The 22906-nt window shown below is 48.9% G+C and carries 22 protein-coding genes; 14 read left to right on the forward strand and 8 right to left on the reverse strand.

Features of this window, described 5'->3' with window-relative positions; all coding sequences use genetic code 11:
* Positions 1-26 precede the first annotated feature (26 nt).
* Entirely contained in the window at positions 27-305 is a 279-nt protein-coding gene (locus DWB84_RS15865; RefSeq protein WP_187410783.1) for an HU family DNA-binding protein, read from the forward strand.
* A gap of 112 nt (positions 306-417) precedes the next feature.
* Positions 418-2286, forward strand: coding sequence for a SurA N-terminal domain-containing protein (locus tag DWB84_RS15870; RefSeq protein ID WP_187410784.1), 1869 nt, complete (start codon positions 418-420; stop codon positions 2284-2286).
* A gap of 33 nt (positions 2287-2319) precedes the next feature.
* On the opposite strand, the gene murI is transcribed toward DWB84_RS15870, so the two are convergent.
* Complete coding sequence (gene murI / locus DWB84_RS15875; protein ID WP_187410785.1) at positions 2320-3117, reverse strand: glutamate racemase; 798 nt, start codon at positions 3115-3117, stop codon at positions 2320-2322.
* 89 nt (positions 3118-3206) lie between these two features.
* Here murI and rmuC point away from each other — a divergent pair, with 89 nt between their 5' ends.
* Together rmuC and DWB84_RS15885 are read left to right on the forward strand one after the other, a co-directional pair.
* Positions 3207-4598 (forward strand): DNA recombination protein RmuC, encoded by a 1392-nt coding sequence (gene rmuC / locus DWB84_RS15880; RefSeq protein WP_255429039.1) that lies wholly within the window; start codon positions 3207-3209, stop codon positions 4596-4598.
* Positions 4591-5046: a DUF2489 domain-containing protein gene (locus DWB84_RS15885; RefSeq protein WP_187410787.1), complete on the forward strand. Its 456-nt coding sequence runs from the start codon at positions 4591-4593 to the stop codon at positions 5044-5046. The genes rmuC and DWB84_RS15885 overlap by 8 nt, the downstream gene beginning before the upstream one ends.
* Before the next feature lie 17 nt (positions 5047-5063).
* On the opposite strand, the gene trmA is transcribed toward DWB84_RS15885, so the two are convergent.
* The 7 genes from trmA to ligD form a co-directional block, all read right to left on the reverse strand.
* Entirely contained in the window at positions 5064-6146 is a 1083-nt protein-coding gene (trmA, locus tag DWB84_RS15890; protein WP_187410788.1) for a tRNA (uridine(54)-C5)-methyltransferase TrmA, read from the reverse strand.
* Positions 6147-6191: 45 nt separating this feature from the next.
* The gene (locus tag DWB84_RS15895; RefSeq protein WP_187410789.1) at positions 6192-6734 is read right to left on the reverse strand and encodes a response regulator transcription factor; all 543 of its coding nucleotides are present in this window, start codon (positions 6732-6734) and stop codon (positions 6192-6194) included.
* Positions 6731-8062: a sensor histidine kinase KdpD gene (locus DWB84_RS15900; protein WP_187410790.1), complete on the reverse strand. Its 1332-nt coding sequence runs from the start codon at positions 8060-8062 to the stop codon at positions 6731-6733. Before DWB84_RS15900 ends, DWB84_RS15895 begins: the two co-directional genes overlap by 4 nt.
* Positions 8062-9783, reverse strand: a complete 1722-nt coding sequence (dauA, locus tag DWB84_RS15905) for a C4-dicarboxylic acid transporter DauA (protein WP_187410791.1) — start codon at positions 9781-9783, stop codon at positions 8062-8064. Before dauA ends, DWB84_RS15900 begins: the two co-directional genes overlap by 1 nt.
* A 160-nt stretch (positions 9784-9943) precedes the next feature.
* The gene (locus DWB84_RS15910) at positions 9944-10972 is read right to left on the reverse strand and encodes a Ku protein (protein ID WP_187410792.1); all 1029 of its coding nucleotides are present in this window, start codon (positions 10970-10972) and stop codon (positions 9944-9946) included.
* Positions 10956-11744 carry a Ku protein gene (locus tag DWB84_RS15915; RefSeq protein ID WP_187410793.1) on the reverse strand — a complete coding sequence of 263 codons (789 nt, stop codon included), beginning with the start codon at positions 11742-11744 and terminating at the stop codon, positions 10956-10958. Before DWB84_RS15915 ends, DWB84_RS15910 begins: the two co-directional genes overlap by 17 nt.
* A 30-nt stretch (positions 11745-11774) precedes the next feature.
* The gene (ligD, locus tag DWB84_RS15920; protein ID WP_187410794.1) at positions 11775-14402 is read right to left on the reverse strand and encodes a DNA ligase D; all 2628 of its coding nucleotides are present in this window, start codon (positions 14400-14402) and stop codon (positions 11775-11777) included.
* A gap of 305 nt (positions 14403-14707) precedes the next feature.
* On the opposite strand from ligD, the gene DWB84_RS15925 reads away from it, so the two are divergent.
* The 10 genes from DWB84_RS15925 to DWB84_RS15970 all read left to right on the forward strand — a co-directional run bounded on the left by DWB84_RS15925 (position 14708) and on the right by DWB84_RS15970 (position 22783).
* Positions 14708-14935, forward strand: a complete 228-nt coding sequence (locus DWB84_RS15925) for a TOBE domain-containing protein (protein ID WP_187410795.1) — start codon at positions 14708-14710, stop codon at positions 14933-14935.
* Positions 14936-14974: 39 nt separating this feature from the next.
* Positions 14975-15652 (forward strand): alpha/beta hydrolase, encoded by a 678-nt coding sequence (locus DWB84_RS15930; RefSeq protein ID WP_187410796.1) that lies wholly within the window; start codon positions 14975-14977, stop codon positions 15650-15652.
* 34 nt (positions 15653-15686) lie between these two features.
* On the forward strand, positions 15687-16322 hold the full coding sequence (locus tag DWB84_RS15935) for a peroxiredoxin (RefSeq protein WP_187410797.1): 636 nt from the start codon (positions 15687-15689) through the stop codon (positions 16320-16322).
* Positions 16323-16344: 22 nt separating this feature from the next.
* The gene (locus DWB84_RS15940; RefSeq protein WP_187410798.1) at positions 16345-17190 is read left to right on the forward strand and encodes a class II glutamine amidotransferase; all 846 of its coding nucleotides are present in this window, start codon (positions 16345-16347) and stop codon (positions 17188-17190) included.
* 152 nt (positions 17191-17342) lie between these two features.
* Positions 17343-17528 carry a DUF2292 domain-containing protein gene (locus DWB84_RS15945; RefSeq protein WP_187410799.1) on the forward strand — a complete coding sequence of 62 codons (186 nt, stop codon included), beginning with the start codon at positions 17343-17345 and terminating at the stop codon, positions 17526-17528.
* A 125-nt stretch (positions 17529-17653) separates the two neighbouring features.
* Entirely contained in the window at positions 17654-18706 is a 1053-nt protein-coding gene (locus tag DWB84_RS15950; protein WP_187410800.1) for a porin, read from the forward strand.
* A 101-nt stretch (positions 18707-18807) separates the two neighbouring features.
* Positions 18808-19818: a sulfate ABC transporter substrate-binding protein gene (locus DWB84_RS15955; protein ID WP_187410801.1), complete on the forward strand. Its 1011-nt coding sequence runs from the start codon at positions 18808-18810 to the stop codon at positions 19816-19818.
* Between the two features lie 73 nt (positions 19819-19891).
* Positions 19892-20722: a sulfate ABC transporter permease subunit CysT gene (cysT, locus tag DWB84_RS15960; RefSeq protein ID WP_187410802.1), complete on the forward strand. Its 831-nt coding sequence runs from the start codon at positions 19892-19894 to the stop codon at positions 20720-20722.
* Position 20723: 1 nt separating this feature from the next.
* Positions 20724-21620 carry a sulfate ABC transporter permease subunit CysW gene (gene cysW / locus DWB84_RS15965; protein WP_187410803.1) on the forward strand — a complete coding sequence of 299 codons (897 nt, stop codon included), beginning with the start codon at positions 20724-20726 and terminating at the stop codon, positions 21618-21620.
* A 20-nt stretch (positions 21621-21640) separates the two neighbouring features.
* The gene (locus tag DWB84_RS15970) at positions 21641-22783 is read left to right on the forward strand and encodes a sulfate ABC transporter ATP-binding protein (protein WP_255429022.1); all 1143 of its coding nucleotides are present in this window, start codon (positions 21641-21643) and stop codon (positions 22781-22783) included.
* The last annotated feature ends 123 nt before the right edge of the window (positions 22784-22906 follow it).

Raw genomic sequence — 22906 nt, forward strand, 5'->3', positions numbered from 1 at the left:
GTCTCGAATAATAAGAGGGGTTAAACGTGAACAAATCTGAGTTGATCGATGCCATTGCCGCTTCTGCGGATATTTCAAAAGCAGCGGCTGGTCGAGCCTTGGACGCGGTGACTGAATCTATAACTCAGGCACTCAAAAATAACGACCAAGTATCATTGGTTGGTTTTGGTACATTCGTAGTTAAAGAGAGAGCCGCTCGTACTGGACGCAATCCACAGACCGGCAATCCAATCGAAATTGCAGCCGCTAAAATTCCAACATTTAAAGCTGGCAAAGCATTGAAGGACGCTGTAAATCTCTCTTAATTTTCAATGCCTTCCATGAGGGCAATAGTTCGAGAATTTCACATATATTAGTCCGACAAAATAAAGGCGCAGAAAATGCGCCTTTTTTATATACCTATTTGTTTTGAGGTGCATGATGCTGCAAAGCGTGCGTGACAATCTGAAGGGAACAGTTGCGGTATTTGTTCTTGCGATTTTTATTATCCCTCTCATTTTGTTTGGGGTTGAGCAACTGTTTGTCGGATCCCTTGGGGGCGCAGAGGTTGCGACCGTCAATGGGGAAAGCATTAATCGTGTGGACTTCCAAAGAGAGCTCACTCTGGAGAAGCAGAGGCTGCAACAGCAGTTTGAACTCGAACCAAATAACCCCCAGCTGGATGACAGCGTATTGAGCGGTCCTGTTTTGCAGCGAATGGTTCAGCGTGAAGCGCTTTATCAAGCTGCTGTCGATGGTGGAATGGGTGCCTCAACAGAAACTTTGTGGAAGCAGATAGCCGCTATTGAAGCTTTCCAAGTGGATGGCAAATTTAATTCTCAGGTTTTTAAAGACCGCATTTCTTATTTGTACACCCCGGCAACTTTTCTTGCCGCTACTGAAAAAGATTTTATTCTCAGCCACATCAACACTGGGATTGCTGGTTCAAGCTTTGTAACTCCGGAAGAGCTGAAGTTGCTAGCAAGTATCACTCAGCAGAAGCGAACATTTTTCACGGTTGAAATTCCTAAAGCGGATAAGCCCGAAGTGGCGGTTACCGATGGCGATGTTGAGCAGTATTATCAAAACAACAGCGCCCAATTTATTGAGCCAGAAAAAGTAAGCATAGATTATGTCGAGCTGAGTTTGGATCAGTTGGCAAGCAAGGTTCAGGTTTCAGAAGCAGATATACAAGCGGTTTATCAAGAAGAAGTTAGCAACTTCAAAGCAGATCCGCGTTATGTAGTTGCGCACATTTTGATTGAAGATAAAGACGGTGCGGCCGACAAGGTAAAAGAAGTTGCCGCCAAGTTGGAAGGTGGTGCTGATTTTGCTGCTTTGGCCAAAGAATATTCCGATGACCTGGGTTCAAAGCAGAGCGGTGGTAATCTCGGGATCCTGATCGAGAACGCTTATCCGAAGGAATTTGTTGAAGCCGCAAAAAAACTTGAAGTTGGTGCGGTATCCGCTGCTGTCAAAACCGATGTTGGTCACCACTTCATCAAGTTGGTCGAAAAAACCAACGTAGTACCGCCAACTTTTGAAGAGCGCAAAGATACTATCGCGAAACAATTGGCTACGCAGCTCGCCCAGGAAGAATATATTCGCTTGTCCAATGTATTGGATGAAAGAACCTTCGGGGCAGACTCGCTGAAATACGCTGCAGAAGCTTTGGGAGTTGAAGTGCAAACCAGCGAATTGTTTAGCCGATCAGGTGGCGCTGGAGTTGCGGCTATATCGCAAGTCGTAAATGAAGCATTCGGTGATGAAGTTTTGGCCCAAGGGCATAACAGCCGCGTAATTGATGTGGGCGGTGTTCGGTCGTTCGTTATCCGATTAAAAGAACATAAGCCAGAGCAATTGAAGCCGTTGGCTGATGTCAAAGAAGAAATTTTTGCGCAGTTGACTGCTCAACGTATTGCTAGCGAATCCGCCGCACGAGCTCGCGAAGTGCTGCAACAGATTCAAAGCGGTAAAGCGGCGGAAGATGTCGCCAAAGAAGCTGGTTTGGAATACAAGCTGCACGAAAACGCTTCGCGAACTTCATTTGAGATTGGCGGCGCTGTGTTACAAAAAGCGTTTTCCTTGGCTCGTCCAGCAGATGGAAATTCCGTATTTGACTTGGCATCAGTTCCGGGTGGTGGCGCTGTTGTTGTGGGCTTGAAAGAAGTGATTGACGGCACGATTGAAGATTTGGTCGATGCGCAAAAAACTGGCATGCAAAATCAGTTGCGTTTCCAGATTTCTCAATCTGAGCTAGAGGCTTTCGAAAATAACGTAATTGCGAAAGCAAAGATTAAGCGATAGCTCTAGTAAAAAGGCCGCTTCGGCGGCCTTTTTTTATTTCAGCGATGAATATTCGAATTCCCCCAGAAGCTCAAGCATAAGTGGCTTGTAGTAGGGGGCTTGTGTTGCGGCAGTATTGATAAAGAGATTCTTTTTGTTGCCCGATGTAATCTGGCTCGCTCCTTCGCCTAACAGATCCAAAACTCTCCGTGCTATGGCATTTCCTGAGTCAACCCAGAATTTGATTTGCGGGAATCCCGCAATTAGTTCTTCGCGTAACAGTGGAAAATGAGTGCAGGCGAGCACAACTGTATCCATACTTTGGGATTTCGAAATGAGCGGCCATGCTTCTCGTTTGACCTCTTCAGGATCAACTTGACCGGACCTTAGTTTTTCCTCGGCAAGAAGCACTAAATGAGCACTGCCGTGCAGAAATACTTCCCGATGATGGGCAAATTCTTTAATCAGATTGTGTGTGTAAGATCGGTTAACTGTTCCCTCCGTTGCCAACATTCCGATAACACCTGTATGTGTCAATTTGGCAGCGGGTTTGATTGCTGGCACAACTCCGACAACAGGGATGTCGAACTGTTGACGTATCGCGGGTAAGGCAACGGTACTCGCCGTATTGCAGGCCACAACGGCGAGTTGAGGTGAGATAATAGGAACCAGTTGCTCCATCAAATACACGACTCTGTCGACGATTTGCTCGCCGGATTTGGGCCCGTAAGGAAAAGCCGCCAAGTCTGCCAGGTAGGTAATATGGAGCTGAGGGCAGAGTTTGCGGATCTCCTGGGTGATGCTCAATCCCCCGATTCCGGAGTCGAGTACAAGCACGGAAGGGTTTTGCATAAAAATATCGAGATTTAACAAACACGGTTGATCTGGCCGGTAAGATACCACATCCCGATTTGTTTGATTTGGAGTTTTCAGTGACTGTCATGACCAATGAACTACTTCTGCCGATATGGTCGCTGACTCTATGGTTGGTAGCTACATTTGCGCTGCTTCTGGCAGTTGTCATAGTGGTTGTCCGGAGTCGTGCGCAGTTACGAATCAAGGAGGGCGAATGGCAAGTCCAGCTCGCTGAACTGATGGCGAAACTGAGCGCAGCAGAAAATGAAATAGCCAGTTTTAAGGCGGAAAAACAAAGGTTTTTAGCTGATTTGGCACAGGCTAACCAACAAAATCATGAGTTGAAGTTGGATTTGGCCACAGCGCGTGCGCGGTTCGAAGAGAAAGAGCAGGCGTGGCAGTCTGAGCTTAACTTATTGAAGTCATCGCGGGAAATTTTGGCCAAAGAATTTGAGAGTTTGGCCAACCGCGTCTTCGAGGCCAAACAGGAACATTTTTCTCGCCACACGAAAATTCAGTTAGAACAGCTGATTCTGCCTTTTCGCGATCAATTGAAAGAATTTCGCGACAGAACCGATGAGGCGCAGAAGCAGGGTATTGCACAACATCACCAGTTGATGGGGCAGATTTTTGAACTGCAGAAACAGTCGCAGCAAATTGGCCAGGATGCGGTAAATCTCGCCAATGCTTTAAAAGGCAATAATAAAATTATCGGCAATTGGGGCGAGCTGATTCTTGCCAATATCCTCGAAAATATGGGGCTGCAAAAAGGGCGAGAATATCAGCTGCAGGTTTCGCATAGAGACGATGATGGGCGGCGAATCCAGCCTGACGCAGTTGTCTATTTGCCGGACGAAAAATCCATCGTAATCGATGCGAAAGTCTCCCTGGTGGCATACGAGCGTTTTTGTATCGCTGAGAGCGAACAAGAGCGTGAGCAAGCATTGAAGGAGCATGTGGAATCTATTCGCACGCACATCCGAGGACTTGCCGCGAAAAATTATGCAGACGTGGTCAGTAAAGGATCCATTGATTTCGTCTGTATGTTTGTGCCCGTCGAAGCGGCATTTATAACAGCAGTGCAAAATGTTCCGGAGTTGTTGCAAGAGGCTTACGACAAACGCGTTTTGTTGGTCAGTCCGTCCGGAATTTTTGTCGTGCTGCGAACCGTGAGTGCACTATGGCAGCGTGAAAGGCAGGATCGTAACGTGGAAAATATCGTGGTATCCGCGGGTCGCTTACACGATCAATTCGTTCGTTTTGTTGAAGCTTTGGAAGATATAGGTGTCGGTTTGGAGCGGGTCGGCAAAAGTTACGAGCTGGCGATGAGCCGGTTGGTCTCTGGCAGCGGTAATCTCGTAAAACGTGTTGATGATTTCCGCAAGTTGGGCGCAAAAACCAGCAAGAAATTTTCATCGACAATCGCTGAGCGCGCTTGTCTCGATGCGGAAGCTGTAGAGGATCCTTCAAATGATTAATGCATTATGGCTTATAGGATCGGCAATCATCCTGGTGCTTGCGGGGATTGCGATTTATTTGCATTGGAAGCTTTATAAATTAAGAAAATTAAACAAACAGAAACAGGAAGAGGCGGACCGGCAGTATCAACAGGCTCGCATCCAGATTAATCAAAGTATTCAGATTATTTGCCGGGCGATGTTGGACGGTCAGGTGCGTTATGCAGAAGCCAGTTTGCGTATCTCGCGTCTTATGGATCAATTATCCGTAGATGGAGCACCGCGAGAGGAATTTGTCGCTTTTGATAAGCTTGCCCAGTCCATTGCTCATATCCCGATTCTGGATGAATGGAAACAGCTACCGAAAAAGCAGAGAAGGGAGTATGAGCAACATATTGAACGGCAGGAGGAAGAGCTGGGCGATTTTGTGCGCGATGCAGCACAACGTCTTATAGGGCGAACGTTCTGATACATCGCGCTAGGTCTTCAGATCTTGCGCAATATAACTCCGCATTCGCGATGTTCCGTGTAGGGGAACTGATCAAACAAAGCCATTTTGACAACACAATGGCTTTGTTCCAGGGTTTTCAGGTTGTCTTTCAGCGTGTTGGGATTACAGGAAATATAAATAATATTGTCAAAGCGCTGAATAAATTGATTGGTTAAAGGATCGAGTCCCGCTCTAGGTGGATCGACAAAAACCGTTGTGAACTGGTAGTCGCTTAAGGTCACATGCTTTAACCGTTCAAAGGCACGCACACCATTAAGTGCATTGCACAATTCTTCGCTGGATAAGCGCGCGAAAGCGATATTGTCAATCTGGTTTTGCTCGCAATTGAGCAGCGCCGATTGAATGCCGGATTTGGCTACTTCCGTTGCCAGTACCTTGTTGAAATTGCGAGATAAAGGCAAAGTGAAATTGCCATTGCCGCAATATAGCTCCAACAAATCTCCGGCAAAATTGCGACTATTTTCCACCGCCCAATTGAGCATATGCTGGCAAACTGGGCCATTGGGCTGGGTGAACGAACCTTCCAGCTGTTGATAGCGGTATTCTCTACCTGCGACAACAAACTTTTCCGTGACAAAGTCCTGCGTCACTATGACTTTTTGATTGCGACTGCGACCGACGACGTGAATGGACAAGGTTTTTGCTAGTTCTTCGGCTTCTTTTGTCCACGGATCATCCAGCGATTTGTGGTAAATCAGGGTAACCAACACCTCGCCACTCATGGTGGTCAAAAATTCGATCTGGTAGAGCCGGCGGCGCAATAGCTCGTTGCCGCTGAGTTGTTGTGCTAATTTCGGCATTATCTCCTGCATAGCGGGAGACCCAGCGGGAAATTGGCCGACCTTGTATGCCAAGCGGCTGCCTGGTTGATACATGGCATAGTGGACGCCATCATCCTCTTGCCACGCTCTGAATTCCGCGCGCATACGATAGCTATTGACGGGTGAGCGAAAAACTTCGATTTCTTTCACTCCAAATTCCGCAAACTCAGTCAATGTTTGCTGATATTTTTCTAGCAGCTGAGATTCGTATTCACCCGAAAGGATTTGATTCGTCATGATAATGTCAGTGGTGCTTGATTAGAGTGGGTTGGCGGCGACTGATTATTCGCCGACAGGTTTTTTGGCGAGTTTGCGCTGCAATGTTCTGCGGTGCATTTTGAGCTGGCGAGCGGTGGCCGAAATATTGCCCGCATTGTCGGCCAGTGCTTTTTGAATGTGCTCCCATTCGATTCTGCGCAGTGGAACTACGTGGGCCGTATCAGCTTCGTCCGCACATGTCGGAGCATCGTTCTCAAATGCCTGCAAAATCTGGTCGATGGTTGCAGGTTTACTTAAATAATTGGTTGCACCCAATTTGATGGTTTGTACTGCGGTTGCGATGCTGGCATAAGCGGTGAGCACAACAATTTTTATATCCGGATTTTTGTCCAGCAGCAATCCGATCAGCTCCAGTGAGGAGCCGTCTTCCAATTTGAGATCCAGCAAAGCCCAGGTGAATTCCTGTAACTGCGAGCCGCTTCGCGCCGCGCTGATGGATTCGTAATGTACTACGTCAAAGCCGCGTCGGGTCAGGGCGCGCGTGGTGACTGATGCCAGAGTTGCATCGTCTTCGACATACAAAATTCGAATCGCAGTATTGCTCATGACAAATGTGGTTGTTGTGACAGTGGCAGTTTCACCTGAACATGGGTTTGCGGTACCTGTTTAGGGGCCGCAGTATCCAGGTCAACCACGTGAATTGCAACCGTTCCCCCCAATCGCTCGATGGTGCTGTTGGCCAAAAGAACACCAATCCCTAGCCCGTCCTTTTTGCTCGAATGTTGCGGTTTTCCCCAATCCTTTACTGCCTTCAGCGGCATTCCCGGGCCATCGTCCACAATGGAGATATAGAGAAAATCCCGATCGGTATCGAAATCCACCGAAACCCGGTTTTGCGCGGCTTCAATGGCGTTATCAACCAAGTTGATTAATGCATGATGCAGCAGCAAGCTGTGCCGGATACGCTGATGTTGAGTGGATTCAGGCAGATTAATGCTGGGATAAAGCGACGGTTTGCTTAAGACATAGTGTTCGCGCAAGGTTGCCGCAAGTTCCGCGACAGATTCTTGCTGATTGGAATCATCTTCGTAATCCGCGAGCATGGACAATTTTTTCATGGTGGTGGTGCAGCGCTGGATCTGCGTCAGCATGGTATCTATATCAGTGCGTTTTTCTTCGGTATCAGCGGAATTGCGCATTTCGCCCAGCAATACGGCCAGGGTAGAGAGTGGTGTGCCGAGTGCGTGAACGGTGGAGGCTGCAAGGGTGCCGATGCCGATAAGCTGCTCGTTTTTGAGTGTTTCTTCGCGAATCTTCCCCAGTTGCTGTTGTTGCTCGCGCAGCGCATTAGCCAATTTGGAAATGAAATAACAGGTCACCAGAGAGCTGCCAAAAAAATTCACCCACATGCCGAGCAAATGGAATTGGTATTGATCTGACATGTGGTGAAAATGTTCGTTGATGTCGAGATATAAAAATAAGGAATAGACACACACGCCCACTGCGGCAAAAAGCCACGCAATTTTGCCGCTCAGCACTGTGGCGGCAACCGCGATCAGTACCAGAAAATAATAAATAAAAGGATTTTCTGAGCGACCGGAGAGAAACACTACTAATGCCAGACAACACCCGTCGATGATCAGTTCGCGCAGAATTGCGCGCTGTTCTATAAGGTGATGGCGCGCGCTAGGAATTGCCCTGGATTCAAATAGTCGGCGTTTGAAGTGGAATAACAGCCAGGCAGACCACACAATTGCGCAACCGACAATCAGCAATATCGACGAATAATGTACCGGCCATGCGGTTTGTTTATCGAGAATCCACAAAAAGCCGACTAGTGCACCGAACACCAATACGCGCAATTGCAGCAACGTGCGCAAAATAACGGCGCTATCGCCAAATAAGGCGTTTTCAAAGAAGGAAAAACTGCGCATCAAGTAGATGATCCGTTATTTAAAGAAATATCCGTCAATGCCTGCGCAAGGGTTGGATAAAACATCACCTCGCCGGGAATTGACGTTAACTTCGCGCGCTTGAGGGTTTTTAATGGCTGACTTTGTAACTCGCACAGGTAAAGAGGTGTGTTGCTCTTGTGGCAGTGATCGATCAGTTTGGTCAATGCCGCCAATCCACCTGCATCCAATAAAGTGACATCCTCCAGCTCCAGCACGAGGCCTTTGGCGTCGGCTACCAAAAAGGCCAGTTCGCTAAACACTCGGTCCGCAGCGGCAAAAAATAAGGGGCCTCTGATTCTGAATACCTTCCACCCCTCGGGTGGTGTCTTGCTTGCGGTTAAATCTTCAAGACGCGTCAGAGCGGCGATTTCCTTCATAAACAATACCGCCGCCAGCAGTATGCCCGCAGTGATCGCAATCACCATATCGAAAAAGATGGTTAGCGCGAGGCAGGTCAGTAAAACCAGAACATCGCTGCGTGGCGCCGCGCGCACAAAATGCGCAGACTTGGGAAATTCACTCATATTCCAGGCGACCACCAACAGCAAAGCCGCCATTCCCGCCATAGGCAGATGCGACAGCGCCGGAGCCAAAGCAACCAGCCCGAGCAATACCACCACTGCATGAATCATGGCTGCAACCGGCGTGCGGCCACCTGCACGCAGATTGGCGACCGAGCGGGCGAGGGCGGCAGTGGCAGTGATCCCGCCAAAAAATGGCACGATCAAGTTGCCAATTCCCTGACCGAGTAGTTCGCTATTCGCGCTGTGACGCCGACCTGTCATACCGTCCAGGATCACAGCACAGAGAAGGGATTCGATGGCGCCGAGCATGGCGATGGCAAACGAGGAGGGTAAAAGCTCGACGATCATTGGCCAGCTGATACTGAGCGGCGCGCCGCCTGGCCCCGGTTGTTGCCAAGGCCAGCTAAAGGTGGGCGGATAAGGCGGAATTCCAGCTTGTAATCCTTCGCTGGACATATAGCTAAAGCGGGTGGCGATAGTATCGACCGGGAAACCGAATTTTTGCAGCAGCCAGGCACAGAGACTAGCGGCCAGGACTGCGGGTAGATGTGGCGGAATTGGGGTACGCAATTTCGGCCATAAAAACATAACAGTAAGTGTGAGACCGCCGATAAAGAGTGCAGGCCAAGAAGCGTCTGGAATGTGTTCTGCCAAGATGGCCAGCTTTTCCGTGAAGTGCTCGGGCATGCTGTCGATCGGCAACCCCGCAAAGTCTTTTATTTGCAGCGTTGCTATGACAACCGCGATGCCGCCGGTAAAGCCAAGCGTTACCGATTCCGGCACATATTCAATAAGTCTCCCCAGGCGGGCGTAAGCCATGGCAACCATAATTGCCCCGGCCATAAGGGTCGCCAGTAGAAGTCCTCCCAAGCCGTGCTTTTGCACTACCGGGTAGAGAATCACCACAAATGCCGCCGTAGGCCCTGAGATGCTTAAGCGGCTCCCGCCAGCAAGTGCGATGATAAAACCGGCAATAATCGATGTGTACAGGCCGTGTTGCGGCGCTACGCCGCTAGCAATGGCCAATGCCATAGCCAGCGGAATCGCGATAATGCCGACCGTAATGCCGGCCATCAGATCGCGGCTAAAGGATTGGAGTGAATAGGGAGAGGCTACGCAGGATTCTCTTAATGCATGAGCAAAACGCAAAGAAAACAAATGGGAGCGGTGCGGCATAGTTTTTAGTCCCGTCGACAAACTACAAACGTGCGAATTGAAACCGTCATTCAAAAAACACCTGCATTTTTTTGCGAAGGCTTCTAATAAAGTTAGCAGGTGGAAAACTGTCGGGCGCAGATTGTATATCGCGACGCCGCTTTTCGCTCGGGTGGAATACTTAATGTCGTTTTAAAGCCCGCATCAATTCGTCGCGCGACATTTGGCTGCGGCCGGGGATATGCAATTCCTTGGCAAGCTCATAGAGTTCCGCTCGGCTCGCGTTTTGATCTATATCAAGTTCAGGTTTATTTTTTTCGCTTGATGATTTTTTAGGCGCAGATTTGGTTGCTTTTGTTGATTTTGCTCGACTGGATTTAGGCGATTCAGCTTTTCTCTCGGTCTTGCCCTCCAGACTGCGTTTCAACACCTGTATAAGGTCGATCACCTGGGCGGTTTCCTGTGTAGGCAGGTTAGCTGGATGCACCACGTCTTCCCCTTCGTCCAGTTTTTTCTCGACCAGCTCCTGCAGGCGTTGAGCTGTATCGTCAGCCAGCTCTTCCGGACTAAAAGTCTTGGTGGAGAGCTGGTCCACCTGTTTTTTCAGTCGTGCTACCAGGGTTTTATCGGCAGTCGCGGGAGAGGGTAAGCCTATGTCTTCGGGAGAGCGGATTTCGTCGTGAAAGCGCAAGGTTTCCGCGCGCAAAATGCCGCCCTCGGAAATAATCGCAATCAAATATTCTTTGTCGCGCATAACGAAGGTGGCAATTCCCGCTCTTCCCATATTGGCCATGGAAGCGGCCAATAATCGATAGGCTTTTTGCGCGCCTTCATCCGGCACCAGGAAATAGGCTTTATCAAAATACAGCGGATCTATAGATTCCAAAGGGACAAATTGCGTGAGATTGATTTCGCGGGATTTTTCCGGTTCGAGTGCTTCCAATTCCTCATCTCGAATTTCCACAAAAGTATCTTTGCTGACTTCGTAACCACGCACCAAATCGTCAGGTTCCAGGGGCTCGTCGTCTTTGGAGCAAAAATAGCGGCGGGAAAGTGGCGTGCCGTCACTATCCAACATACGCAGTGAAACCGCATTGCGCTTGCTGGCCATATAAAGATTGACTGGCAAGCTCAACAGGCCAAACGCGACTGTGCCGGACCAAAAGGAACGGGTGCCGCCGGATTCTTCTTCGTCAATGTCGTCGGGCATGTTGTTTCTCCTGAATGCTGGCTTGCAGCAGTTTGCTGAGATCCTGCGGCGGCGCTTTGCGGGTTTTGTGCAGGTGCGTCACTTTGTTTTTACCGCCTTTTGCTTTGGCTTCCACCAAGGCTTCAACCCGTTCACGGTATTCGTCGTGATATTGCTCGGGAGTAAAGTCGGCGGCGAGCATTTGAATTAATTGTCGAGCCATGGCCACTTCGCGTTCATTGGGTTCAGAGCCTTTTGGGGGGCGAATACTGCTGATGGCAACCACTTCGTCTGCGCTGCGCAGAGCAATTAAAATCGGATAACCCTCATGCAGACGCAATGCGCCGACATAGGATTTATTGCGCATGACCCAATGCGCCAAACCTTCCTTGCCCGACTCTTCCAGCACTTTAATTAAAGCGGCGTATTTCGCATCAGAACCATCTGGTCCGAGGTAATAAGGGCGGCGATAGAAGCGTCGATCAATGGCGCCTAGGGGAAGAAAATGCATCAGCTGAATTTCCCGCGAAGGTTCTGGCTGCAGCGAAGCAAGTTCATCTTCTTCCAGAATAACCACATCACCGTCTGAGGAAATAACACCGCGTTTGACCAATTCTTTGGGCACCACTTCCTCTGTCTCCGGATTCACCATGGCTTGTTTAACCGGGACATCATCTTTCGCGTGTAGAAGGCGGAAATGCACGTCGCGATCCTGTAAAGCAGCGTATAGCTTTACCGGAATCTGTTCCGATCCAATGGTAAGAGAGGCTTTCCACATGGCTCTCGCTGGCATAGCTAATTCCTCAATTGACTCCCCATTGCATTAATTGAAGTCACTGTCTTTCACTCCGAGTTTTTCCAACAATTTGCGCGTCAAGGGTTTGCGCGCTTTATCGAAATCCTGCCAGGGATCTTTTTTTAAGGCGCTGAGTCGGCGCTGGAGATTTTCAACCGTAAAACGGTTTGGTGTCAGTCCATCATTGACCTCATCCCAACTGACCGGCACAGCGACCGGCGCGCCGGGTTTGGCGCGTGTTGAATAGGACGATATAGCCGTAGCGCTGCGGCCATTGCGTAAATAATCAATAAAGGTGCGCCCGCGACGTTTGCTTTTGGCCATATTGGCGGTAAGACGGGTTTTATCGTCGGCAGCGGCTTGCGTCGCTATGGTCTTGCAAAAAGCTTTAACTGCCGGCCAATCCAGTTTGGGTTGTAGTGGCACAACTAAATGCAACCCTTTTCCGCCTGTAACCCGCGGAAAACTCACTAATCCAACATCTTCCAAGCGCTCGCGCAATTCATGGGCGACACGGAAAATTTCGTGCATCGGAATATTGGGTGCTGGATCCAAATCGAAGACCAATTGATCCGGCTTTTCTACATTGTGGATAGTGCTCCCCCAAACGTGCAGTTCCAGCGCGCCAGCCTGAACCAGGCCAATCAGGTGGGGCAGGGTTTTGACATAAAAATAGGGTTTTGTACCTTCTTTCTCGGCAATTTCAATCAGCGATATCTCTTTAGAAATCACGGAATGAGGATGTTTCTGGAAAAAACATTCGCCGGTTTGTCCGCTGGGGCAGCGTACCAGAGACAATGGGCGCTCGATAATCAATGGCAAAATCCAGTCGGCAATATCTTCGTAAAATTGTGCCAACTGCAGTTTGGTAATGCCTTCGTCAGGGAAAAAGATGCGATCTGGATTGGTCAAAGAGACTCCCGCAACTTCAGCCTGATTGCGGATATTTTTAATAGCACCTTTGGTTTTTGCTGCCGTATTTTTCACGACAGTTTTTTTGCGCGTTTCAGTGGCGGAAGATTTCAAAGCAGCCTCCGGTAGGATGATATCGCTGGGATTTTTATCTTCGCGCAGACCGCGAAAACTCGAATGACGTAATACTCCATCTCGTGTCCATTCGCTAAATTCGACTTCCGCAATCATCTCCGGCTTAACCCAACGGATGCCTTTCTCATCCAAGGGATAAACATCCAGTGGACACTCCGGAATTTCCAGCTCGCGCAGGCGTTCATAAATGGATTGCATCATTTTATTGCTAAAACCTGTGCCCACTCGGCCCGCGTAGGTCAATTTATCTTTATGCCAAGCGGCTAATAAAAGTGAGCCAAAGCCCTTGCGGGAGCCGTTGGGTCGGGTGAAACCGCACACCAACAACTCTTCATCATTGGAGCATTTGGTTTTTAGCCAGATATTTCCTCTACCGCTTTGATAAGTGCTATCACTTTTTTTGGAAACCACACCCTCCAGTCCCAAAACACAGGCCTGCTGAAGAAAATCTGGTCCATGGCCGAAAATATGATCTGTGTAGCGGATCTGTGAGGTGTCTGCAAAATCCGAAGCATCTAATACGTCTTTGAGAATGGCTTTGCGCTGCGTCAGTGGAAGCTTTGTCAGGTCGTGGCCATCGAGATACAAAATGTCGAACACCTGGTAGACCACGCCGCGCGTATCGTTTGCCGACAAAGCTTCTTGCAATCCCCTGAAGCTGCTGGTGCCATTGTCGGATAGGGAAACAATTTCTCCATCGAGCACAATTTCCTTTGCGGCAAGACCATGCAGCAAACGAGCAATTTCACCGAATCGGCTTGTCCAGTTGTGGTTATTGCGGCTGATCAATTGAATTTTGCCGTGCTGCAATTTCGTTAGAATTCGATAGCCGTCGAACTTGATTTCATGAATCCAATTTTCGTCCGACGGTGTTTCTTTGGCCAAGCTTGCCAGAGCGGGAGATAATTTTTCGGGGAAAGGCGATTTTTTGGCTCCCTTGGTTTCGGCCAAATTCCATTGGGATTTGCGTTTGGTTTTTGTGGTTTTCTTGTTTGTTTCCGCTTGTACAAGCCCTTCTGATGTCCAGCGCGCGCTATTGCCGTCGGCCGCAATTTGCTCCATGGTGCGACCGGACGCGACGCTCAAGTCCGTCAATTGATTTTGTTCTTCCAGCGCGTCGTGGCGTTTGATGAGCAGCCACTGATTATCGTTTTTTTTATTTTTGCTGCTGCCGTGAACCAGCGTCCAGGCGCCGCGTAATTTTTCCCCTGAGAGAACAAAATCAATGCGGTCGGGCGATTCCGGATGTTTGGTTTCCAACGGAGCCCAGCGCCCTCTGTCCCACAGCATCACGGTTCCGCCACCGTATTCTTTCGCCGGAATAACCCCCTCAAAATTGCCGTATTCCAACGGATGGTCTTCCACTTTCACCGCCAGGCGTTTTTCTCCCGGCACGAGGCTTGGGCCTTTAGGAACCGCCCAACTGACGAGCACGCCGTTTTGTTCGAGGCGCAGGTCGTAGTGCAGGTGACTGGCCGCATGTTTGTGAATAACAAAGGTTCCGCCCTTTGTAGAATCTGCCACTTTCAATGCAGCTTCTATAGTTCCCGGCGGTTCGGATGTACGGGAAAAATTGCGTTTTCGCTGGTAGGTTTCCAGGCTTGCCATGGCTTAACCGCTATCACAATCAATCGGTATTGCATTGGAGCAATGTTCAAGCCAGCGGTAGAAATTTTGTCTTTGCAATGGAATTCACCTTTGGAAAATAAGTTATAAGCTTCGTCTTAATTGTTATAAGCGAGGCATTGAAAGCCATTTAAGCCCCCAAAAGCTCTCTTTCAGGCGTCGCAGCGCGTCCAATCGCGGTTTCTTCATAAGCATTTCGATTTTTCTTGGTTCTGAAAGCCGCATCTCATTGATAGATTGCGGACTTACATTTCCATTGACCTATGCGTTTTACCCAGGGGGCATTTGTGACAATCAAGGCAATCAATGCACGTAACCAGTTTCAAGGCACTGTACGGCATATCAAACGTGGCGATGTGGTATCTGAAGTAGAGGTCGATATCGGTCATCACGGCACTATTACATCCATCGTTTCAACTACTTCCGTGGACGAATTGGGGCTGAAACCAGGCAGCCCAGTCATAGCGTTGTTCAAGTCCACCGAGGTGGCCCTTGCGAGCTTCGCGCCGGCTTAAGCGCTCCTTTTGAACATAAGGTCTGAGAGGATTGGTGTTATGAGTTACAGAGTTTTGGTGGTTCCGGGATTCCACGGCAGCGGTGATGCACATTGGCAGACTTGGGTCGAAAAAGAGCTGGGTTCCGCCGAACGCGTCAGGGGAATTGACTGGGAGCAACCGATCGTCAAGCAGTGGGCCAGGGCAATTACCCGTGCACTGGATGAAAGCTCTGTGCCGACAGTGGTTGTTGCGCACAGCTTCGGATGCCTTGCGAGTTCTGTAGCCATCGCCAGCCGACCCCACCTCGACCTTGCAGCGGTTTTTGTGGCGCCGGCACATCCAGAGCGTTTTGCCCCTTTCGGTGTGCGCAATGATCCTTCATTGCCGAGTATTGCCCAGTACCTGCCGGACCGAGCGCTGAATGTGCCTGGCGTGGTGGTGGCGAGTCAAAACGATCCATGGATGAAACTACAACATGCCTATGCATGGGCGCGCCGTTGGGACTTGGTATTTCACGACGCTGGTGCAGTCGGCCATATCAATGTGGATTCCGGTTTTGGTCCCTGGCCGTGGATTATCGGTGTAATCGAATCTGTTGGTGAAAATCTATCTCCGCTGCACACACGAAAAGCTGCCAAAAAAGAGTTTCTCCGTGCTCGCTTGAAGCGAGTCTCGCCCACACCTGGGCTGATCACGCGAGCTTCGGCAAAGCCAGAAATTTTGTATTACGCCTAGTTGTTTTTTTATTTGCTAACGTGAGGAAAAAAAGATGAGTTTACGTTTAGGTGATACCGCTCCAGATTTTCAACAAGATTCAACCGAAGGAGTAATTCGTTTTCACGAGTGGTTAGGTGATTCCTGGGGCGTTTTGTTCTCCCATCCAGCGGATTTCACTCCTGTTTGCACCACTGAACTGGGCTTGACCGCAAAACTGAAAAGCGATTTTGCCAAGCGCAATACCAAAGTAATCGCTCTATCTGTTGACCCGGTTGAGTCCCATAAGCGCTGGATCGACGACATCAACGATACTCAGGACGTGCAGGTGAATTTCCCGATCATTGCGGATTCCGATCGCAAGGTTGCAGAGCTGTACGACATGATCCACCCGAACGCCAACGCCACACTGACCGTGCGTTCGCTCTTTATTATCGACCCCGCGAAAAAAGTTCGTCTAATTATTACGTACCCCGCCAGCACTGGACGTAATTTTGACGAGATTTTACGTGTATTGGATTCGCTGCAATTGACGGATAACGAAAAAGTAGCGACGCCAGGAAACTGGAAGCCAGGTGATGAAGTGGTAATCGTGCCCTCACTGCAAGATGCCGAAGAAATTCAGCGTCGCTTCCCGCAGGGCTATCGAGCGCCACGTCCTTATCTGCGTCTTACCAAATTAGCAAAATAGACGATTTGTTAAGAACGAGACAATGTGCCAGCTGTTTGCACTGACCAGCCCCCAACCTATCTCACCGGATTTTTCCCTGCGCGGGTTTTTCCAGCGCGGTGGAAATACCGGTGAGCATGCCGACGGATGGGGACTGGCTTTATTCCATTCCGGTGAAACCAAAATCCACACCCACGTTACCGCGGCGCATAGTTGTAGTACCGCACGGGAAATTCTGCACGCAAAACCGCGTGCAACCACTGTGCTTGCACATATTCGCAAAGCGACTGCTGGGGCTATCTCTACAGTCAATACTCATCCGTTTATGCGCGAGCTTTGGGGCGAGTCCTGGTTGTTTGCGCACAATGGTGATTTGAAAGAGTTTTATCCTGAATTAAACGGTTGCTTCCAGCCGCTCGGTCAAACCGATAGCGAGCGCGCCTTCTGCCTCTTGTGCACAGAACTTGAAGCTCGCTTCCCATCCAAGCCGGCGGTAAATGAGCTTGCGGAGTTTTTGCAGGAGCGCAGCGCAGAAATTGCGAAATTCGGCACATTTAATTTTTTGCTCAGTAATGGCAATTTGCTCTTTGCCCATTGCACCACCGAGCTGTATTGGACATGCAGAAAACCGCCATTTGGAAAAATTCAGTTGGTGGATGTGGATTTTTCCATTGATCTAGCGGAGATCAATCGGGCCGAAGAGCAGATGTTCGTTATTGCCACTAAACCTTTGACTCGAGGCGAACCTTGGTCGCCGATGGGAAGAGGGGAACTGCGCGTTTTCCAAAATGGCGACATGATCATTGGACTGTTGCCAACTCCATCAACGCCAGCGGCATCACTCGATTGGAATCGGGGCTGGCAGTCTCAACAGATCGTTATTTCTTGAGAAGTGCGCCGGTTCCCGCCCATCTATAAGGGCAATGTAAAGGAGCCGGAGCATTTCAAATATCTAGATAAGCTAAGCAGAATATCTTGGTTTTCGATAAAAACACCTTTGAGTAAGATCACACCCGTCATAACGCCAAACGGTAAATTAAGATGACTAATCGAGATATCAATGTTCTCGGCGGACTGGAAGAAGTCCTTGAAGATATCCGAGGACAGCTTTCCCAAATTCAGTTCGGTTCGCTTGAAATATCGGTTCATAACGGACAAGTCGTTCAAATCGAACGCCGCGAAAAAAAGCGATACGAAAGAAGAGAACAGCAAAAGTCGTTACGCTGATATTGAAAACAATTCGCCGACCGGTAAACCGAAGGCTCTTTAAACCTAAACCAAAAAACATTTGTTATGTGCGCCCCACCGAATAAACGGACGGCGTTAACCAAAAAAATATTGAGAGAGAGAAAATGAAAAAGTTGCCATTGTATGTTGCCCTTGGGGTTGTTTTTTCTGGTGCTCAGCCGGTTTTGGCTGACGACACTGCTGGCTTGAAATTTTATGGCCGCGCCCACGTTTCCACAGATTATCTGGACAACGGCGAAGACAGTGATTTGAACGTTTCCAGCAACTCCAGCCGAATTGGTGTGCGTGCCAGTACTGATCTCGGAAATGGCTTGAAAGGTATTTTGCAAGTTGAAACTCAGATTAACTACGACAATGGTAATGGTAATCTCGCAAGCCGTGATACCTTTGTTGGTTTGGAAGGTGGTTTTGGTCGAGTTCGATTCGGTCAAATTGATACCCCACTCAAGCAAATCCGCACTGCGGTAGATTTCTTCGGTGATCAAATTGGTGATTTGCGTGCTCTGACTCGTCTTAACGGCAGTACTGGTGCGCCTTTCACTGGGCAAGATTTTGATGCTCGCTTCCGCAACGGCGTTTATTACAACACCCCTTCTTTTGGTGGTGGTCTGGTATTCAATTTCCACTACACCCCGGAAGTAAAAGAAGCAACCAATCTGGAAGACAAATCTGCCGCTTACAGCACATCGCTGACTTACGATTCAGGAAAACTTTATTTAGCTGTTGCTCATGAACAATGGGAAAGCGTGGAAGATTCCAGTGCACTGCGTCTGGGTGCTCGTTACAAATTGAATGATTGGACTTTCGGCGCATTGTTCCAACAAGCCACCATCAAAAATATCCCAACTGGCGATGAAGATGTACAAGTGGTTGGCTTAGGTGCTTCTTACAAAATTTCTTCCAAATGGCTGGTTAAAGGTCAAGTCTACAACCTGGATGCAAAAGATCGAGAAGATAGCGGCACCAATCTGTTGGCCATAGGTGCTGACTATGTTCTCAGCAATCAATTCCGAGTTCTCTTTGCGTATGCGCAAGCTGACAACGAGGATGTTGCTGCTTACCGGATCACCGGCGGTGGCGGTTATGGTGATTCCATCGCGACCAAACCGGGCGAAACTGCTAGCGGTTTGTCAGTTGGATTTCGCTACGACTTTTAATGGTTTGGCCCACAACATTGTTGCGGGCTCCTAGTTCAACTTTTTTTATGAATGCCGCTTATCGGTATTTGCTAACGGTCTCTAGATAAAAGGAATATTCCATGTTGCTTAAAAGTGTTAAAAAGTCCTTGCTGGTCCTGACCCTGGGGCTCACCGCCAGCGCCGCAAGCTGGGCTCAAGAAGTGAAATTGTTGAATGTCTCTTACGATCCAACTCGCGAACTGTACGCAGAATTCAACAAGGCATTTGTTGCCCACTGGCAAAAAACTGCGAACCAAAAAGTGACTGTGAGTCAGTCTCACGGCGGTTCTGGTAAACAAGCTCGTTCCGTTATCGACGGTTTGGCGGCAGACGTGGTGACTTTGGCTTTGGCGTACGATATTGACGCTCTGTACGATGAAGCCAAGCTGATTCCAGAAAACTGGCAATCTCGTTTGCCCAATAACAGCTCTCCTTACACCTCTACCATCGTATTCGTAGTGCGTAAGGGCAACCCAAAAAATATCAAAGACTGGGATGATCTGGTAAAACCGGGCATTCAAGTGATTACGCCAAACCCCAAAACCTCGGGTGGAGCGCGCTGGAACTACCTGGCTGCATGGGCTTACGCGAAAAAAGCCTACGGTTCTGACGAAAAAGCACGTGAATTCGTTGCCAAACTCTACAAAAACGTTCCAGTTCTGGACTCTGGCGCTCGCGGCAGTACCACCACATTTGCCCAACGCCAATTGGGTGATGTATTCCTGTCTTGGGAAAACGAAGCCTTCTTGATCGAAAAAGAATTCGGTGTTGGCAAATTCGAAGTAATCGTTCCATCACTGTCAATTCTCGCGGAACCGCCGGTAACTGTCGTCGACAAGAATGTCGAGAAAAATGGTACTCGTAAAGTGGCTGAAGCTTACCTGAATTTCTTGTACTCCAAAGAAGGTCAGGAAATTGCGGGCAAAAACTTCTACCGTCCACGTGATCCAGAAGTTGCTGCGAAATTCTCCAACATCTTCCCTGAAGTCAAGTTGGTAACCATCGACGAAGAATTCGGCGGCTGGCGTAAAGCCCAAACCGAACACTTCAGTGATGGTGGAATTTTCGACCAGATCTACCAGCCACAGTAAGTAATTAATAGGTAGCATTCACCTGCACCGGCATTCGCCGGTGCGGTTTTATCCAAAACAAGAAAATAGAAACATGCGCTCTATTAGAAAACCCTCCGTTATACCCGGTTTCGGATTATCATTGGGATTTGCCGCATTTTACGCCAGTCTCATAGTGTTTATTCCTTTAGCCGCCTTGTTTGCCAAGTCATTTACGCTGACGTGGGATGAATTTTGGAAAACGGTGCTCCACCCTCAAGCTATAGCAAGTTATAAACTAAGTTTGGGTGCATCCTTTATTGGTGCCTGTATCAACCTTGTTTTTGGCTTTATCGTCGCTTGGGTTTTGGTGCGTTATCAATTTTTTGGAAAAAAGGTCGTCGACGCATTAGTTGATCTTCCTTTTGCTCTGCCTACAGCTGTAGCTGGTATCGCATTAACAACGCTTTATGCTCCCCAGGGTTGGATAGGTCAATTCTTGTCCCCACTTGGGATTAAGGTTGCTTATGCCCCATTGGGCGTAGTCGTGGCACTGACTTTTATTGGATTACCTTTTGTCGTTCGCACAGTGCAGCCAGTATTGGAAGAATTGGAAAAAGAAATCGAAGAAGCGGCTGCGAGCTTGGGAGCAGGACGCTGGGCTACCTTCCGTCGAATTCTTTTCCCCGCATTGTTACCTGCGCTTTTAACCGGTTTTGCTTTGGCATTTGCCCGAGCTGTAGGTGAGTATGGTTCGGTGGTATTTATCAGCGGCAACATGCCTTACAAAACTGAAATTACTCCGCTTTTGATCGTCACCAAGCTTGAACAATATAACTATGCCGGAGCAGCTGCGCTTGCCGTCGTATTGTTGACGTTTTCATTTGTTCTTCTGTTGCTAATCAACATTTTGCAACATTGGAGCAGCAAAAGGGCTGGAGGTTAAGATGGCAGGTGCTGTTTCCAATTTAGGGCGACGTAGCGCAAATATAACTGACGCTGTTAGCGAGCCTTTTTTGGTTCGTTGGGGTTTGATCGCGGTTGCGCTGATATTTTTGGCGTTATTCCTTGTAATACCACTGATTGCAGTATTTAAAGAAGCTTTTTCAAAAGGCGTGGAAGTTTATTTTGCCTCGATTCGCGAGCCGGATGCGTGGGCTGCGGTTAAACTGACACTGCTGGCCGCTGCTATTGCGGTACCTTTGAATGTGATTTTTGGTATTTCCGCTGCATGGGCTATCACTAAATTTCGTTTTCGCGGAAAACAGGTGTTGATTACCTTGATCGATTTGCCATTTGCCGTATCGCCAGTTGTTGCAGGTTTGATTTATGTATTGTTGTTCGGTACGAAAGGCTGGCTTGGTCCCTGGTTAGGGGAACATGACATCAAGATTATTTTTGCGGTACCCGGGATTGTTCTCGCCACAATTTTTGTGACCTTCCCGTTTGTTGCGAGAGAGTTGATTCCCTTGATGGAAGAGCAGGGGACTTCTTATGAAGAAGCCGCTCTTACATTGGGTGCAAGTGGTTGGCAAACCTTTTGGAAAGTCACTTTGCCATCGATTAAGTGGGGTTTGTTGTACGGCATTATTTTGTGTAATGCGCGCGCTATGGGCGAGTTCGGTGCGGTATCGGTTGTATCCGGACATATTCGCGGTCAAACCAATACGCTGCCGCTGCACATTGAGATTCTTTACAACGAATATCAATTCGCAGCCGCATTTGCAGCAGCTTCGCTGCTGGCGGGATTGGCGTTGGTAACGCTGGCTGTCAAATCCTTTTTGGAGTGGCAGCACGTTCGCGATAGAGAAAAAGCGGCGCGGGCGGCAGCGCAACAAGAATAACCGCAACTGAGGATATCGTCATGAATACAGCAGTCGGCTTGGGGTCAGGTACATCCGATCAAGTATTCGAAGGAAGCACTGAAAGATTTTCTTTGAGAGAGACTATGAGTATCGAAGTCAAAAACATACAAAAGAAATTCGGCGAATTTAAAGCGCTGGACGATGTATCACTGGATTTCCCTACGGGAGAACTGGTTGCGCTGCTCGGTCCGTCTGGTTGCGGAAAAACTACGTTGCTGCGAATTATTGCCGGTTTGGAAACGCCAGATGCCGGGATTGTACAATTTCACGGTGAAGATGCGACTCATGTACATGTGCGTCAGCGCAAGGTCGGTTTCGTATTTCAACACTACGCGCTGTTCCGCCATATGACCGTATTCGACAACGTCGCATTCGGTTTGACGGTGCGTCCGCGTGACAAGCGTCCGAGCAAAAAAGAAATTGCCGAGCGCGTGCACGAGTTGCTGCGTTTGGTTCAATTGGACTGGTTGGCAGATCGTTACCCGGATCAATTATCCGGCGGTCAGCGCCAACGTATTGCCTTGGCTCGTGCTTTGGCGGTAGAACCTAAAGTACTGTTGTTGGATGAACCCTTCGGTGCTCTGGACGCTAAAGTTCGCAAGGATCTGCGTCGCTGGCTGCGCCGTCTGCACGATGAACTGCATATCACCTCTATCTTTGTGACACATGATCAGGAAGAAGCAATGGAAGTTGCGGATCGCATAGTCGTGTTGAACAAAGGAAAAATCGAACAGATTGGCACTCCAGACGAAGTCTATAACAACCCGGCAACGCCGTTTGTTTACGACTTTATCGGCCAGGTGAATTTATTCCACAGCCGTGTTCAGCAAGGTTGGGCGCATATTGGCGATATAAAACTGCCTGCGCCCGAGCACAACGAAGTGCATGATCAAGCGGCTGTCACCTATGTGCGCCCGCACGATATCGAATTGCAGGCCGGCCCTGGCGAAGGATTTATTCCGGCGACTGTCGACAGTATAAGTACCGCAGGTGCGGTGTTGCGTATCGAACTGCGTCATTCCCTGGGTGACAATATCATTCACGTGGAATTGCCGCGTTCTCAGGAGCGCTTGTTGGATTTGCGTCCGGGTGCGCAGGTTTATGCACGGCCGACCAATTCCAAAGTGTTCCTGCAAGGTTAAAGTTAGTATAGAGAGAAGATCAGCGGCTTAGATGGCCAATGATCTTCACGGAAGGTAAAAAAATTCAAGGACGGGATATTCCCAAGCCTGGGATTCTAAGAGTTGCGAGAGAGAGCTGACCAA

Origin of the sequence: Saccharophagus sp. K07 (genome assembly GCF_014336955.1) — a bacterium.
Lineage (GTDB): Bacteria > Pseudomonadota > Gammaproteobacteria > Pseudomonadales > Cellvibrionaceae > UBA5868.

Coding starts and splice junctions, on each gene's coding strand:
- DWB84_RS15940 (WP_187410798.1), top strand. CDS start 16,345: ATGTGCCAGCTGTTTGCACTGACCAGCCCCCAACCTATCTCACCGGAT.
- DWB84_RS15900 (WP_187410790.1), bottom strand. CDS start 8,062: ATGCGCAGTTTTTCCTTCTTTGAAAACGCCTTATTTGGCGATAGCGCC.
- DWB84_RS15955 (WP_187410801.1), top strand. CDS start 18,808: ATGTTGCTTAAAAGTGTTAAAAAGTCCTTGCTGGTCCTGACCCTGGGG.
- DWB84_RS15870 (WP_187410784.1), top strand. CDS start 418: ATGATGCTGCAAAGCGTGCGTGACAATCTGAAGGGAACAGTTGCGGTA.
- DWB84_RS15970 (WP_255429022.1), top strand. CDS start 21,641: ATGAATACAGCAGTCGGCTTGGGGTCAGGTACATCCGATCAAGTATTC.
- rmuC (WP_255429039.1), top strand. CDS start 3,207: ATGACCAATGAACTACTTCTGCCGATATGGTCGCTGACTCTATGGTTG.
- DWB84_RS15895 (WP_187410789.1), bottom strand. CDS start 6,734: ATGAGCAATACTGCGATTCGAATTTTGTATGTCGAAGACGATGCAACT.
- cysW (WP_187410803.1), top strand. CDS start 20,724: ATGGCAGGTGCTGTTTCCAATTTAGGGCGACGTAGCGCAAATATAACT.
- trmA (WP_187410788.1), bottom strand. CDS start 6,146: ATGACGAATCAAATCCTTTCGGGTGAATACGAATCTCAGCTGCTAGAA.
- DWB84_RS15945 (WP_187410799.1), top strand. CDS start 17,343: ATGACTAATCGAGATATCAATGTTCTCGGCGGACTGGAAGAAGTCCTT.
- murI (WP_187410785.1), bottom strand. CDS start 3,117: ATGCAAAACCCTTCCGTGCTTGTACTCGACTCCGGAATCGGGGGATTG.
- DWB84_RS15910 (WP_187410792.1), bottom strand. CDS start 10,972: ATGCCCGACGACATTGACGAAGAAGAATCCGGCGGCACCCGTTCCTTT.
- ligD (WP_187410794.1), bottom strand. CDS start 14,402: ATGGCAAGCCTGGAAACCTACCAGCGAAAACGCAATTTTTCCCGTACA.
- DWB84_RS15935 (WP_187410797.1), top strand. CDS start 15,687: ATGAGTTTACGTTTAGGTGATACCGCTCCAGATTTTCAACAAGATTCA.
- DWB84_RS15930 (WP_187410796.1), top strand. CDS start 14,975: ATGAGTTACAGAGTTTTGGTGGTTCCGGGATTCCACGGCAGCGGTGAT.
- cysT (WP_187410802.1), top strand. CDS start 19,892: ATGCGCTCTATTAGAAAACCCTCCGTTATACCCGGTTTCGGATTATCA.
- dauA (WP_187410791.1), bottom strand. CDS start 9,783: ATGCCGCACCGCTCCCATTTGTTTTCTTTGCGTTTTGCTCATGCATTA.
- DWB84_RS15915 (WP_187410793.1), bottom strand. CDS start 11,744: ATGCCAGCGAGAGCCATGTGGAAAGCCTCTCTTACCATTGGATCGGAA.
- DWB84_RS15950 (WP_187410800.1), top strand. CDS start 17,654: ATGAAAAAGTTGCCATTGTATGTTGCCCTTGGGGTTGTTTTTTCTGGT.
- DWB84_RS15885 (WP_187410787.1), top strand. CDS start 4,591: ATGATTAATGCATTATGGCTTATAGGATCGGCAATCATCCTGGTGCTT.